Origin of the sequence: Streptomyces sp. NPDC016640, from assembly GCF_043076215.1 — a bacterium.
Lineage (GTDB): Bacteria > Actinomycetota > Actinomycetes > Streptomycetales > Streptomycetaceae > Streptomyces.
On the sequence record NZ_JBIBRG010000001.1, the window covers coordinates 412,847 to 425,687 of the forward strand.

Annotated in this window: 11 protein-coding genes; 2 read left to right on the forward strand and 9 right to left on the reverse strand. The window is 71.2% G+C overall.

What is annotated here, in order from left to right; all coding sequences use genetic code 11:
• Positions 1–2: 2 nt before the first annotated feature.
• The 6 genes from ACF07S_RS01915 to ACF07S_RS01940 all read right to left on the reverse strand — a co-directional run bounded on the left by ACF07S_RS01915 (position 3) and on the right by ACF07S_RS01940 (position 5,286).
• On the reverse strand, positions 3–1,340 hold the full coding sequence (locus ACF07S_RS01915; protein WP_391961559.1) for a CpaF family protein: 1,338 nt from the start codon (positions 1,338–1,340) through the stop codon (positions 3–5).
• 160 nt (positions 1,341–1,500) lie between these two features.
• Positions 1,501–1,887 carry a TadE/TadG family type IV pilus assembly protein gene (locus tag ACF07S_RS01920; RefSeq protein ID WP_391973205.1) on the reverse strand — a complete coding sequence of 129 codons (387 nt, stop codon included), beginning with the start codon at positions 1,885–1,887 and terminating at the stop codon, positions 1,501–1,503.
• A gap of 1 nt (position 1,888) precedes the next feature.
• Entirely contained in the window at positions 1,889–2,275 is a 387-nt protein-coding gene (locus tag ACF07S_RS01925; RefSeq protein WP_391961561.1) for a pilus assembly protein, read from the reverse strand.
• Positions 2,272–3,531 (reverse strand): CpaE family protein, encoded by a 1,260-nt coding sequence (locus ACF07S_RS01930; protein ID WP_391973206.1) that lies wholly within the window; start codon positions 3,529–3,531, stop codon positions 2,272–2,274. The genes ACF07S_RS01925 and ACF07S_RS01930 overlap by 4 nt, the downstream gene beginning before the upstream one ends.
• A gap of 9 nt (positions 3,532–3,540) precedes the next feature.
• Positions 3,541–4,248, reverse strand: a complete 708-nt coding sequence (gene cpaB, locus ACF07S_RS01935) for a Flp pilus assembly protein CpaB (RefSeq protein ID WP_391973207.1) — start codon at positions 4,246–4,248, stop codon at positions 3,541–3,543.
• A 189-nt stretch (positions 4,249–4,437) separates the two neighbouring features.
• Positions 4,438–5,286 carry a hypothetical protein gene (locus ACF07S_RS01940; protein ID WP_391973327.1) on the reverse strand — a complete coding sequence of 283 codons (849 nt, stop codon included), beginning with the start codon at positions 5,284–5,286 and terminating at the stop codon, positions 4,438–4,440.
• 437 nt (positions 5,287–5,723) lie between these two features.
• Here ACF07S_RS01940 and ACF07S_RS01945 point away from each other — a divergent pair, with 437 nt between their 5' ends.
• Positions 5,724–7,433, forward strand: a complete 1,710-nt coding sequence (locus ACF07S_RS01945) for a chitinase (RefSeq protein WP_391961564.1) — start codon at positions 5,724–5,726, stop codon at positions 7,431–7,433.
• A gap of 248 nt (positions 7,434–7,681) precedes the next feature.
• Here ACF07S_RS01945 and ACF07S_RS01950 read toward each other — a convergent pair whose 3' ends face one another.
• Positions 7,682–9,004, reverse strand: coding sequence for an Nramp family divalent metal transporter (locus ACF07S_RS01950; protein ID WP_391961565.1), 1,323 nt, complete (start codon positions 9,002–9,004; stop codon positions 7,682–7,684).
• Positions 9,005–9,190: 186 nt separating this feature from the next.
• Here ACF07S_RS01950 and ACF07S_RS01955 point away from each other — a divergent pair, with 186 nt between their 5' ends.
• On the forward strand, positions 9,191–10,528 hold the full coding sequence (locus tag ACF07S_RS01955; protein WP_391973208.1) for a M14 family metallopeptidase: 1,338 nt from the start codon (positions 9,191–9,193) through the stop codon (positions 10,526–10,528).
• A gap of 64 nt (positions 10,529–10,592) precedes the next feature.
• Here the strand turns inward: ACF07S_RS01955 and ACF07S_RS01960 are convergent, their stop codons facing one another.
• Together ACF07S_RS01960 and ACF07S_RS01965 are read right to left on the reverse strand one after the other, a co-directional pair.
• On the reverse strand, positions 10,593–11,240 hold the full coding sequence (locus tag ACF07S_RS01960; protein ID WP_391973209.1) for a hypothetical protein: 648 nt from the start codon (positions 11,238–11,240) through the stop codon (positions 10,593–10,595).
• An 83-nt stretch (positions 11,241–11,323) separates the two neighbouring features.
• Positions 11,324–12,811, reverse strand: coding sequence for a GntP family permease (locus ACF07S_RS01965; protein ID WP_391973210.1), 1,488 nt, complete (start codon positions 12,809–12,811; stop codon positions 11,324–11,326).
• Positions 12,812–12,841 lie beyond the last annotated feature (30 nt).

A 12,841-nucleotide genomic window follows, 5' to 3' on the forward strand; every position in this document is an offset into this window, starting at 1 on the left:
TCCTACCTGGCTTCTCGGGTGGCGAGCTGGTCGGAGGACTGGGCGACGCCGAACGCCTGGGGGATGGGCTGGCTCGCCATGTAGAGGCGGTCGGCGGTGCGGCGCGGGAGGGGGTGGTACTCGAAGGCGCCGTGGACGCGGCCGTCGGCGGCCATGGGCCGTGCGTGGAAACGGGCGGCGGTGGCCAGCCGGTACGGCTCCCCGCCGTGGCTCTCCAGCAGGGCGATCTCGGTGATGCGGCGGGCGCCGTCGGCGAAGCGGGTGAGCTGGACGATCACGTCGACGGCGCTGTTGATCTGGTCGTGCAGGGCGACGAAGGGGATCTCGACGTCGGACATGGAGGCGAGGGTCTGCAGACGCGTCAGGGCGTCCTCGGCGCTGTTGGCGTGGACGGTGGCCAGGGAGCCGTCGTGGCCCGTCGACATCGCCTGGAGCATGTCCAGCGACTCGCCGCCGCGGACCTCACCGACGACGATGCGGTCGGGGCGCATGCGCAGGGAGTTGCGCACCAGGTCGCGGATGGTGATGCGGCCCTTGCCCTCGACGTTCGGCGGGCGGGACTCCAGGCGGATGACGTGCGGCTGCTGGAGCTGGAGTTCGGCCGAGTCCTCGATGGTGATGATGCGCTCGCCCTCGGGGATCAGGCCGGAGAGGGCGTTGAGCAGGGTGGTCTTCCCGGTGCCGGTCGCGCCCGAGACGATGACGTTGAAGCGGGCCTGCACCAGGCCGGCGAGCAGGTAGAGCATGGGCTCGTCGAGCGAGCCGAGGCCCATGAGCTCCCGGAGGGTGAAGGAGCGCGGGAAGCGGCGGATGGTGAGGGTGGCGCCGGTCAGGGACAGCGGCGGGATGATGACGTTGACGCGCTCGCCGGAGGGGAGGCGGGCGTCGACCATCGGGTTGGACTCGTCGACGCGGCGGTTGACGGTGGAGACGATGCGTTCGATCGTCTGCATCAGCTGGTCGTTGGAGGCGAAGCGCAGGGGGAGCTGTTCGACCCGGCCACCGCGCTCGACGAAGATCGCGTCGGGTCCGTTCACCATGATCTCGGTGATGGACGCGTCCTCCAGCAGCGGTTCCAGGATGCCGAGGCCCAGTGCCTCGTCGACGACGCGGCGGATCAGCTGGGAGCGTTCGACCGTGGAGAGGACCGGTCCCTCGCGGCTGATGATGTGGCCGAGCACGCGTTCCAGCCGGGCGCGGCGTTCGGCCGCTGCCAGCGAACTCATCTCCGCGAGGTCGATCTCCTCCAGGAGTTTGGCACGGTAGGAGGCGACCAGGTGGCCGTCCTCGCCCCGTCCGGCCGTCTCCTCGGGGGAGTTGATGCGTGCCCGCAGGCTCATGAGTCGCTTGCCCCTCGTTCCTCGGTCCTGCTCGGCTCTCGTCCTCGGTCCTGTCCGGTTCTCGTCCTCGGTCCTGTCCGGTTCTCGTCGCCCGTCCCGCTTCTCGTCCCCGGTCCCGCTCGGCCCCCGGTCCCCCGTCCTGCCCGGCCGTCGTCCCCGGTCAGTGGTCCATCGGCATCGTCGCGGTCTTGCGGGCGGGGCCGAAGTCCCAGCCCGGCACGATCGAGGGGACGTCGACGGTGGCCGTGACGGACACCGCGTCGCCGCCCTCGGCGGCGCCGCAGTCGGTGCCGTCGGCCAGCCAGTCGCTGACGGCGGCGGTGCAGGCGTAGCCGTAGGCCTCCTCGAGCGAGGCGCTGCGCGCACCCGCGCGGGCGGCGGTGCCGGCCTGCTGGGCGGTGTAGGCGATCAGGCCGAGCTGTACGGCGGCCATCGCGACGACGAGCAGGACGGGGAGGAAGCCGAGGTATTCGATGGCGACCTGACCGCGGTCACGGCGTCCGCGACGGTCCCCCGCCCCGCAGCCCCGCGTCCGGTGGTACGGCATGTCAGTCCACCTCCTCCTCGACCGCGCCCGCGTGCCCCTTCACGTCGAAGGGGAAGCCGATGGTGCCCGGGAAGAGGAGGGGGACGCTCAGCGTCACGTCGGCGGTGACGAAGCCGCCCCCGGTCGCGCAGTTCACGGTCGCTCCCTCCGCCCACGCTCCCGACAGCTTGTCCAGCCCGGCCTCCCGGCAGGCCCCCTGGCGGGCGCCCGGCGCCGCCGCCGTCGCCGCCCGTACGGCCTCGTCCGCAGCATTCCCCGCGAGGGTGAACGTGTACCCCACGAGCACGAGCTGCCACAGCACCACCAGGGTCACGAGGATGGTGGGGGTCATGCCGAGGAACTCGATGGTGACCTGGCCCCGGTCGCGGGATCGTCGCAGCGCCGTCATGTTCGTCCCCCCGCGTCCTTCCGCCGCCGGAGGCTCACCGATCCCCGGTCGCCGCGCAGCCGGCCCGTCCGGTGGGTGCCCTCGGTGGCCTTGACGAGGCCGAGTTCGCCGGCCAGGCCCCACAGGGCCTGCTTGACCGTGCTCTTGTTCTCCAGCTCGTGGACGCGGCCGGCGTCCACGACGCCCTGCAGTTCCTTGAAGTGGGCGGGGACCGTGGTGGCCGCGACCGTCGTGCCGGTGATCCGCTGGATGAGCGGGGGCTGGATCTCCGTGGACCGGGTGTACCGGTTGACCACCACCGTGGTCTCCTCCGCCTTGCGGATCTGCAGCCGGTCCCACATCCGCACCGTCCGCTTGGCGCCCCGTACGGCGACCACGTCGGGGGTGGTGACCAGCAGGGCGGTGTCGGCCATCTCCACCGCGGCCGCGCCCGCCCCGCCGAGCTGGGCGCCGCAGTCGATGACGACGACCTCGTAGCGGGAGCGCAGGGTGCTGACGATCTGGCGGGCCGCCCGGTCGGTGACGTCCTCGCCGCGTTCGCCCTCGGCGGGCGCGAGCAGCAGAGCGACGCCGGTGTCGTGCCGGAAGACGGCGTCGGCCAGGACGCGCGGGGAGATGTCGTTGATCGCGGCGAGGTCGACCACGGACCGGCGGAACTGGACGTCCAGGTAGGAGGCGATGTCCCCGGTCTGCAGGTCCATGTCGACCAGGGCGGTGGTGCGGCCGGACGCCTGGGCGGCGAGGGCGAGGTGGACGGCCGTCAGGGTCGTCCCCACGCCGCCCTTGGACCCGCTGACGGTGACGACCCGGCCGCCGACGCCGGCGAACACGTCGGCGCCGGCGCCCAGATGACGGCGTACGCCGACCGACCACTGGGCGACGGCCTGGACACGGCTGGCGACTTCCTCGTAGCCGAGCGGGAGGGCGACCAGGCCGCGGGCGCCGTAGTCCATGGCGGCCTGGAAGAGGCCGGGGCTCGCGTCGGAGGTGACGAGGATGACGCCGACCGACGGGAAGCGCAGGGCCACCTCGCGGATCAGCTCGAGCGCGGGGACGGGGCCGATCCGCTCGTGCACGACCACGACCTCGGGCAGTTCGTCGACGGACTCGGCGGCCAGGCGCGCGAGGGTGTCGACGAGCTGGGTGGAGTCGGCCACCGGGGCCACCGGCTCGGCGTCCGGGAGCTGGCTGAGCAGTGTGGTGATGGACCGGACCGCGTCCGCGTCGCCGACTGCCGGGAGGATCCTCGTGGGCATGCGGGCCTCTCACTTGTCCTTCGCGAGTTCGTACGTCCGCTGCGAGTCCGGGACGGTGGTGCCGCTGCCGGGTGCGACCAGCGCGAGCCGGACCCGCTGGGCGAACGACTCGGCGTAGGTGATGCGCTGGGCGTCGATGGTGGACAGCGCGAAGGTGATCGGGACGGCGTCGGTGGGCTCCCGGCCCCGGTCGTTCTCGTCGGGCCGGAGGGCGGTCAGCCGGCCCACGTCGAGGACCTTGGCGCCGGTGACGATGATCTTGGACTGGGCGGGGTCGCCCTCCCGCTCGCCCGCGAAGGTGGCGAAGACGTTGACCGTCGCACCGGGTGTGATCTTGCCGGCGACCCCGGTCGCCGCGTCGATCATGATGGCGACCTCCTGCTGCCCCGGCCGGAGGGCGGGCCGGTTCACGATCATGTCGCTCTGCAGCAGGGAGCCCGCGCGCAGGGTGGTGACGGCGATCTTGTCCCGGATCTCGCGCAGATCGGTCACGGCGTTCTCGGACAGCCACCGTTCGGGCATCGAGATCTTCTCGAACTGGCCCGAGGCGAGGGCGGTGTAGGGCGCCACGTCGGACTTCAGCCGGTACGCGGCGACCTCGGGCCCGACCTTGGACTCCACGTCGTTGATGACGGACAGCACGCCGGCGAACGCGCCGAGGGCGCACAGGACCGACAGGAGCAGGAGTATCACGCCGCGGCGCTGACGGGAGTTCATGAACCGTACAACCTCATCGGGGATATCGGTCGAGCGGGATCGGGCGGGAGAACGGGATCGGACCGGAGGATCGGATCGGGCGGAAGGGCGGGATCGGACCGGAGAGCCGGCGTGGGCGGGGAGGCGGGGCCGGACGCGGTGAGCGGCGGTCCGGGTGCCGTACCGGGCTCGCCCGACGGTGTAAGGGACTCATCCGGCCGTCGCCCGGTCCTCGGGCCCGGGCCGGGGAGGCGCGTCCTGGCCGGGTGGTGTGGCCGAGCAGAAGACGCACCGGTCGCCGATGACGTCGATGCCGCACCAGTGGCAGGTACTCCGCCGCACGGAGGTGACCAGCTGGTACAGGACGGGCAGGTCGGGCAGATAGGTGCAGAACTCGATCATCTTGCCCGTTCCCCACCAGCCGGGGGATTCGGCCGGAAGCGGACACTCGCGCAGCCCTTGCACCTTCCAGGCCGGCGCCAGGGCGGCGGTCACCCAGTCGGACGGGAGCTGCCCCTTGGCGACCAGCATCCAGGTGCCGAACTCGGGTCCGTCGAGGGCGGTTTCGGGGCCGAGGCGGACGAGCTGCGGCTGCGGGTGGGCGAGGACGGCGAACTGACTGCCCGGCATCCAGGACTTGGCGTGCTGCTTCAGGTTCACGGGAACGCAGTCGAGGCGGGTGACGGAGCCCAGCAGCGCGCCGCAGTGGAGGTAGTGGACCAGCAGGCGGCCGGCCGAGGCGAGGACGCCGGGGCCGAGGTCGCAGGAGGCCAGCTGGCGCAACTGGCGTGCCAGGACGGCCACGCCGAGGGGCGGCAGATCGGGCTGGAACAGGGCTATCCGGTCGCTCTCCAGGAGGGAGCGCAAGGTGTGCAGCCGGCGCCGGACGGCGACGGGTGCGACCCGGGAGCAGACGACGATGACGTGGCCGTGCTGTTCGACGAGCAGTTGCACGTCGGTCAGGGCCTGTTCGAGCGGGCGGGTGCCGAGGTCCCGCAGCACCACGGCGGGCAGGGTTCGCTCGTCCTGCGCCGGCAGCGCCATGTCGGCGCTGGTCACGGCAATGGCGGTTGGCACGCGCGGCTCCCCGTTCTCCCCATGCCCGTCGGCCCACCGGGCGTTACTCCGTTGCACCCTGGCGACTTCACTGCGTGACTACCTCAGCACTGTATCCGCGGGCCTGTGACCGGAGAACAGCGTTTGGACAGCCGGACAGCAACTCATGGTGCACAAGGTGCGCCAAAACGGGGCAGGTTGAGCATCTCGCCGGTCCCGGTCCGGACCCGGAGGTGTGGGTCCTGTGCGCCGGCTTGACGCCCCTCCCCGCTTCGGGCCCCCGGACCCACGCTTCCCTCGCGCACGCACCCCTACTCCCGCGCCCGGCGCCCGTGTTTTTGGTCTGGACCCATTGACAAGGCTATTGGTCTGGACCACCTTGTCCTCCAACGGTGGCCACCGTCGCTCCCCGCTCCCCTTCTCCCCCACCGGAGGCCCCAGTGGACCGCGCACCACGCACGCCCGGCCGCAGCAGACGCGTCTGGGCCGGCGCCCTCGTCTCCGCCCTCGCCCTCGCCCTTCCCCTCGCCGGCGCGGGCCAGGCGTCCGCGGCGGACGTGAACAACGCCAGGAACGCCGGTTTCGAGGCGGGACTGAGCGGCTGGACCTGCTCGGCGAACAGCGGGACGACCGTCTCCTCCCCCGTGCACGGCGGTACGGCCGCGCTCAAGGCCACGCCGTCCGGTCAGGACAACGCCCGCTGCACCCAGACCGTCGCGGTGCGGCCCAACTCCACGTACCAGCTGAGCGGCTGGGTGCAGGGCGGCTACGCCTACCTGGGCGTGACCGGCACCGGTACCACGGACGTGTCCGCCTGGACCCCGGACTCCGGCAGCTGGAAGCAGCTGTCGACGCGCTTCACCACCGGCTCCTCCACCACGTCGGTGACGGTCTACACCCACGGCTGGTACGGCCAGACGGCGTACCACGTGGACGACCTGTCGGTCTTCGGCCCCGACGGGGGCGGCGGCGGTGAGCAGGAACCCACGGTCCCGGGCACACCGGGCGGGCTGAGCGTCTCCGGGACGACGGCCTCGTCGGTGTCCCTGGCCTGGAACGCGGTGTCGGGGGCGACGGGATACACCGTCTACCGCGACGGCACGAAGGTGACGGCGGTGTCGGGAACCTCGGCGACGGTGACCGGTCTCGCGGCCGCCACCTCGTACTCCTTCCAGGTGGCCGCGACCAACGCGGCGGGCGAGTCGTCCAGGTCCACGGCGGTGGCGGCCCGGACGAAGGAGAGCGGCAGCGGCGGAGGCGGTGGCCTGCCCAAGCACGCGGTGACCGGCTACTGGCAGAACTTCGACAACGGCGCGGCCGTCCAGAGGATCTCCGACGTCCCCGCCCAGTACGACATCATCGCGGTCGCCTTCGCCGACGCGACCGGCACCCCCGGTGCGGTCACCTTCAACCTGGACTCGGCGGGCCTGAACGGCTACACCGTCGCCCAGTTCAAGGCGGACGTCCGGGCCAAGCAGGCGGCCGGGAAGAAGGTCATCATCTCGGTCGGCGGCGAGAAGGGCACCGTCTCGGTGAACGACCCGGCCTCGGCGGCGAACTTCGCGAACTCGGTGTACGCGGTGATGCAGGAGTACGGCTTCGACGGCGTCGACATCGACCTGGAGAACGGACTCGACGCCACCTACATGACGCAGGCGCTGCGGTCACTGTCCGCGAAGGCGGGTCCGTCGATGATCCTGACCATGGCCCCGCAGACGATCGACATGCAGTCGACGTCCAACGCGTACTTCAAGACGGCGCTGAACGTGAAGGACATCCTCACGGTCGTCAACATGCAGTACTACAACAGCGGTTCCATGCTGGGCTGCGACGGCAAGGTCTACAGCCAGGGCTCGGTCGACTTCCTGACCGCGCTCGCCTGCATCCAGCTGGAGAACGGCCTCGACCCCTCCCAGGTCGGGCTGGGCCTCCCGGCCTCGACGCGCGGCGCGGGCAGCGGCTACGTCTCCCCGTCCGTGGTGAACAACGCCCTGGACTGCCTGACGAAGGGCACGAACTGCGGCGCCTTCAAGCCGTCCAGGACCTACCCGTCGCTGCGCGGCGCGATGACCTGGTCCACCAACTGGGACGCGACGGCGGGCAACGCCTGGTCGGGCGCGGTGGGCCCGCACGTCCACGCGCTGCCGTGACCCCCTGAACACCGGCCCCGCCCCCTTCCCGCCGACGTGGAAGGGGGCGGGGCCGTGCGTCCGCGGTCGGGCACCCGGCGTCGGACCGGTGCGGGAGCCGACGGCCCGTCGGTGCGGAGGCCGACGGGCCGTCGGCTGCCGCGCGGCACCCGGCCGGCGAACGTGGCGTGCCGCCCGGCGACGGACCGGAAGCCGTGCGGCGGCACCACCCGGCCCCGCGTCGCGCGCCGGCACGGTCACCCGCTCCCTCAGAAGAACTCCGACCACGGCTGGTCCCAGACCTGCTTCACGCACAGCACCAGGAACAGCAGGCCCGCCAGGGCGAGCATGCCGTTGCTCAGCCGGCCGTTGCGCCACTCGCGCGGGGTGCGGGAGGAGTTGAGGAGCCACAGCAGGGTGAGCGCGAGGAAGGGCATGAAGGCGGCGCCGAGGACGCCGTAGATGATGATCAGGCGGAAGGGCTGGCCCTGGAAGAGCAGGATCATGGGCGGGAAGGTGAGCCAGAGCAGGTAGGCGCGGAAGGCCCAGGAGCGCTCACGGCGGCCGGAGGCCAGTTCGTCGCCGCGCGCCTCCCGCTCGCCCCGCTGCCGGGCCAGGAAGTCGGCGAACATCAGGCTGACGCCGTGCCAGACACCGATCAGGGAGGTGAAGGAGGTGGCGAAGAAGCCGATCAGGAAGAGCTTGCCGGTCGCCGTGCCGTACTCCTCCTCCAGGATGTCGCCGAGCTGGATGAGGCCCTTGTCCCCGCTCGCGATCGCGATCTCCGCCGAGTGCAGCAGCTCCGCGCCGACGAAGAGCATCGCGACGACGAAGACGCCGGTGGTGGCGTAGGCGACCCGGTTGTCCAGGCGCATCACCTTCATCCAGCCGGTGTTCGTCCAGCCCTTGGCGTTGACCCAGTAGCCGTACGCGGCCAGCGTGATCGTGCCGCCGACGCCGCCGATCAGGCCGAGGGTGTTGAGGACGGAGTCCTTCTCGTCCGGGAGCACCGGGAGGAGGCCGGCGAAGGCGTCACCGAGGTTGGGCGTGACCCTGATCGCCAGGTACACCGTCACCACGAACATGACGCCCACCAGGACGGTCATGACCTTCTCGAAGACGGAGTACCTGTTGAACCAGACGAAGACCAGACCCACCAGCCCGCAGGCGATGCCCCACCATTCGAGGTCCATCACGTCCGGGAAGAGCGCCTGCAGCGGCAGCGCGCTGGACGACATCGCCGCCGCGCCGTAGACGAAGCCCCAGATCACGGCGTAGACGGCGAAGAACCAGGCCGTCCAGCGGCCGAGACCGGCCCAGCCGTCGAAGAGGGTGCGGCCGGTCGCCAGGTGCCACCGGCCGCACGCCTCCGCCAGGGAGATCTTCACCAGGCAGCCGATGACCGCGGCCCACAGCAGCGTGTAGCCGAAGTTGCTGCCCGCGATGAGGGTGGCGACGAGGTCGCCGGCGCCCACACCGGTCGCCGCGACGACGATGCCGGGCCCGATGTGGCGCCAGCTGGACGTGCGGGGGTGCGGTCCGGATGCGCCCGGTGCTCCGATGTCCTGGGAGTTTTCTGTGGTGTCCGCCATGGAGGTCAACAAAGCCCATGGGGGACGGCCGGGCAAGAGGGCGTGCGGGGATCTTCACGGGATGCACCTGGACGAGCGGTACGACCGGAACCACTCTCTTGACCAGTCCATGCCAGCACCTGAGGATGACCGCACCGCACCACGCACGTCGTCATGGACGACCCCCACCTCCCACAAGGAGACTTCATGCGGCTCCGCATCCGTGGCAGACGCTCCGCCGCGCTCGCCACCCTGCTCGCCCTCGCCCTCGCGGCGCCTCTGTCGCTGACGGCGACCGAGGCCGGCGCCGACAGCGCGAAACGGCCGGCGCCCTCCGCCGACGACATCCGCCAGTACGAGATCCACCAGCACACGACCCCCGTGACCCGTACGGCGATCCAGCGCTCCGGGGTCACCGTGGACGAGGCCGACGAGGAGACCGTGGTCGTCTCCGGCCGCGCCGACCAGGTCCGCACGCTGCGTCAGCAGGGGTACGAGGTCACGCCGTTGGGCGCGGCGCCGGACCGCTCGTCCGCCGCCGACGGCGTGCGTCTGTACGACTTCCCCTCGGCCGACTCCCGATACCACAACTACGCCGAGATGAACGCGGAGATCGACCAGCGGCTGTCGGCGTACCCGGGCATCATGAGCAAGCGGGTGATCGGCAAGTCCTACCAGGGCCGGGACATCGTCGCCATCAAGATCAGTGACAACGTGGCCGCGGACGAGAACGAGCCCGAGGTCCTGTTCACCCACCACCAGCACGCCCGCGAGCACCTGACCGTGGAGATGGCGCTGTACCTGCTGCGCGAGCTCGGCGCCGGGTACGGCAGCGACTCGCGCGTCACCAACATGGTGAACGGCCGGGAGATCTGGATCATCCCGGACCTCAACCCGGACGGCGGCGAGTACGACATCGCCTCCGGCTCCTACCGCTCATGGCGCAAGAACCGCCAGCCCAACGCCGGTTCGTCCTACGTCGGGACCGACCTGAACCGCAACTGGGACTACCGCTGGGGCTGCTGCGGCGGCTCCTCGGCCTCCGCGTCCTCCGACACCTACCGGGGTTCCGCCCCGGAGTCCGCGACCGAGGTGAAGGTCGTCGCGAACTTCGTGCGCAGCCGGGTCGTCGGCGGGGTGCAGCAGATCAAGGCCGGCGTCGACTTCCACACGTACAGCGAGCTGGTGCTGTGGCCGTTCGGCTACACCTACTCCGACACCACGACCGGGATGACGGCCGACGACAACGCCGCGTTCAAGGCGGTCGGCCAGAAGATGGGCGCGAGCAACGGCTACACCGCCCAGCAGTCCAGCGACCTGTACATCACCGACGGGTCGATCGACGACTACCTGTGGGGCACGCACAGGATCTTCGGCTACACCTTCGAGATGTACCCGGGTTCGAGCTCCGGGGGCGGGTTCTACCCGCCCGACGAGGTGATCGAGCGGGAGACGTCCCGTAACCGGGACGCCGTCCTGCAACTCCTGGAGAACGCCGACTGCATGTACCGCTCCATCGGCAAGGAGGCGCAGTACTGCCGTTAGCGGACGGCGGCGGCGCCGGCGGCGGTACCGCCGCCGGCGGGCGGTACCGCTCGCCGTCGGACGGTCACTTCCGCTCGGCGTCGTCCCCGGCGGCCGCCTCGGTCCCGGTCCCGTCCGTGGCCCCGGCGGCCGCCTCCGGTGCGTCGGTGGTCTTCCCGGCCGCCGAGGCCCCCGCGGACTCCGCGGCCTCCGCGGACGTGCCGCCGCCGTCGTCGTCCTCGAAGTACTCGTCGAGGACCGCGTCCAGTCCGGCGTCCCACTGTTCGAACCGGCTCCTGGACGGGGCCTCGATCTCCAGGTAGTACCAACGGCGGTCGGGCGTGTGGACGGTGACCGTCCACCGCTTGCCGAAGCGGGCGGTCTCCGTCTCCACCGCGGCGATCTCGTCCCAGCGGAACTCGCACTCCTGGTCGTCCAGGCGCAGTCGCACGCCCCCGTGGTCGGCGACCATCGCGGCGCGGCGGTCGGACGCCTCGAAGACGGGGCCGTCGGGGACGGCCTCCTGCGTCTCTTCCGCCTCCTGCGCCGGCTCCGTCGGCTCCGCCTCGGACGATGCCGTCTCCTCCGGGTCCTCCGTGTCCTCCGGCTTCTCGGACTCCGCCTTCGCGTCCTCCTCCCGGCCGGACGCGGGTGAGGTGAGCCCGGGGATGAAGGCCGGGTCGAACCCGGCGCCTTCCAGGGGCTGGCTGCTCGAACCTATGCGCTGCTCCACAGCGCAGCAGTATGGTCGACAAACCCGTGCCGGGCACAGTCGGACCCGACTTCGTTATCAGACGCCTACACGGGCACCACGGCTCACACGACCAGGCTGAGCGCCGCGGCGACCACGAATCCGGCCACGGACAGCACGCTCTCCAGCACGGTCCACGTCTTGAGCGTGTCCCGCTCGCTGATGCCGAAGTACTTGGCGACCATCCAGAATCCGCCGTCGTTGACGTGCGAGGCGAAGATGGAGCCCGCCGAGATGGCCATGATGACGAGCGCCACGAACGCCTGCGAGTGGTCCCCCTCGGCCAGCAGCGGGGCGACGATGCCCGCCGTCGTCACGATCGCCACCGTCGCCGAGCCCTGCGCGACCCGCAGCACCACGGAGATCAGGTAGGACAGGACGATCACCGGCAGGCCGACGTCGTTGAAGGTGTCGGACAGCGCCTGGGCGACGCCGCTGGCCTTGAGGATCGCGCCGAAGACGCCGCCCGCGCCGACCACCAGCAGGATGTTGCCGACCGGCTTCAGCGAGGAGGTGGAGACGGTCTCCAGGGACTTGCGGGACCAGCCGCGCCGGATGCCCAGCAGGTAGTAGGCGAGGAACAGGGCGAGGGTGAGCGCCACGAAGGGGTGGCCGAAGAACTCGATGACCGAGCGGAGGGTGGAGGGGTCCAGGGCGATCGAGGAGAAGGTGGCCGCGAGGATGAGGACGAGCGGCGTACCGATGATCCCGAGGACCGTGCCGAGCGGCACCGGCGCCTCGCGCGGCTCGACGCCCGAGGCGCGTTGCTCGGCGACGACGGCCTGCTTGGCCTCCTCGGCCGCCTCGACCATGTCCTGCGGCACGGCGACGAAGATCCGCTTGCCGATCCAGGCGGAGTAGGCCCACGCGGCGACGACGGCCGGCAGACCGCAGACGACGCCCATCAGGATGACCCAGCCGAGGTCGACCCGGAGCAGTCCGGCGGCGGCCACCGGGCCGGGGTGCGGGGGCAGGAAGGCGTGGGTGACCGACAGGCCGGCGAGCAGCGGCAGGCAGTACAGCAGGATCGACTTGCCGGAGCGCTTGGCGGCGGCGTAGACGATCGGCGCGAGGACGAAGATGCCGACGTCGAAGAAGACCGGGATGCCGAAGATCAGGCCGGTGAGGCCCATCGCGAGGGGCGCCCGCTTCTCGCCGAACAGACCGAGCAGCCGGCCCGCCAGCACCTCGGCGCCACCGCTGACCTCGAGGATCGCGCCGAGCATGGTGCCCAGGCCGATGATGATCGCGACATGGCCGAGGATGCCGCCCATGCCGGACTCGATGGTGGACACCGCGTCCGAGCGCTGGACCGTGCCGAAGAGTTCGGTGACCGACAGACCGGCCAGCAGGCCGACGGCTATGGAGACGCCGAGCAGCGCGACGAAGGGCTGGAGCCGGACCTTGATGATCAGGAAGAGGAGGAGCGCGATGCCGATGGCGGCGACGGTCAGCAGACCGGCGGTGCCGTCGAGCAGGAGGAGCAGTCCGCCGGTGTGCGGTGGTGTCTCCGTTGGTGCGGAGGCGGCGAGCGGGAGGGACGGATGGGACATTCGGGGGTCCTCTGGGTAAGGGCATGAGGC

What these genes read in the sequence shown, in the direction of transcription:
- ACF07S_RS01925 (WP_391961561.1), bottom strand. Translation starts at nt 2,275, where the DNA reads ATGACGGCGCTGCGACGATCCCGCGACCGGGGCCAGGTCACCATCGAG.
- ACF07S_RS01955 (WP_391973208.1), top strand. Translation starts at nt 9,191, where the DNA reads ATGCGGCTCCGCATCCGTGGCAGACGCTCCGCCGCGCTCGCCACCCTG.
- cpaB (WP_391973207.1), bottom strand. Translation starts at nt 4,248, where the DNA reads ATGAACTCCCGTCAGCGCCGCGGCGTGATACTCCTGCTCCTGTCGGTC.
- ACF07S_RS01950 (WP_391961565.1), bottom strand. Translation starts at nt 9,004, where the DNA reads ATGGCGGACACCACAGAAAACTCCCAGGACATCGGAGCACCGGGCGCA.
- ACF07S_RS01965 (WP_391973210.1), bottom strand. Translation starts at nt 12,811, where the DNA reads ATGTCCCATCCGTCCCTCCCGCTCGCCGCCTCCGCACCAACGGAGACA.
- ACF07S_RS01920 (WP_391973205.1), bottom strand. Translation starts at nt 1,887, where the DNA reads ATGCCGTACCACCGGACGCGGGGCTGCGGGGCGGGGGACCGTCGCGGA.
- ACF07S_RS01930 (WP_391973206.1), bottom strand. Translation starts at nt 3,531, where the DNA reads ATGCCCACGAGGATCCTCCCGGCAGTCGGCGACGCGGACGCGGTCCGG.
- ACF07S_RS01915 (WP_391961559.1), bottom strand. Translation starts at nt 1,340, where the DNA reads ATGAGCCTGCGGGCACGCATCAACTCCCCCGAGGAGACGGCCGGACGG.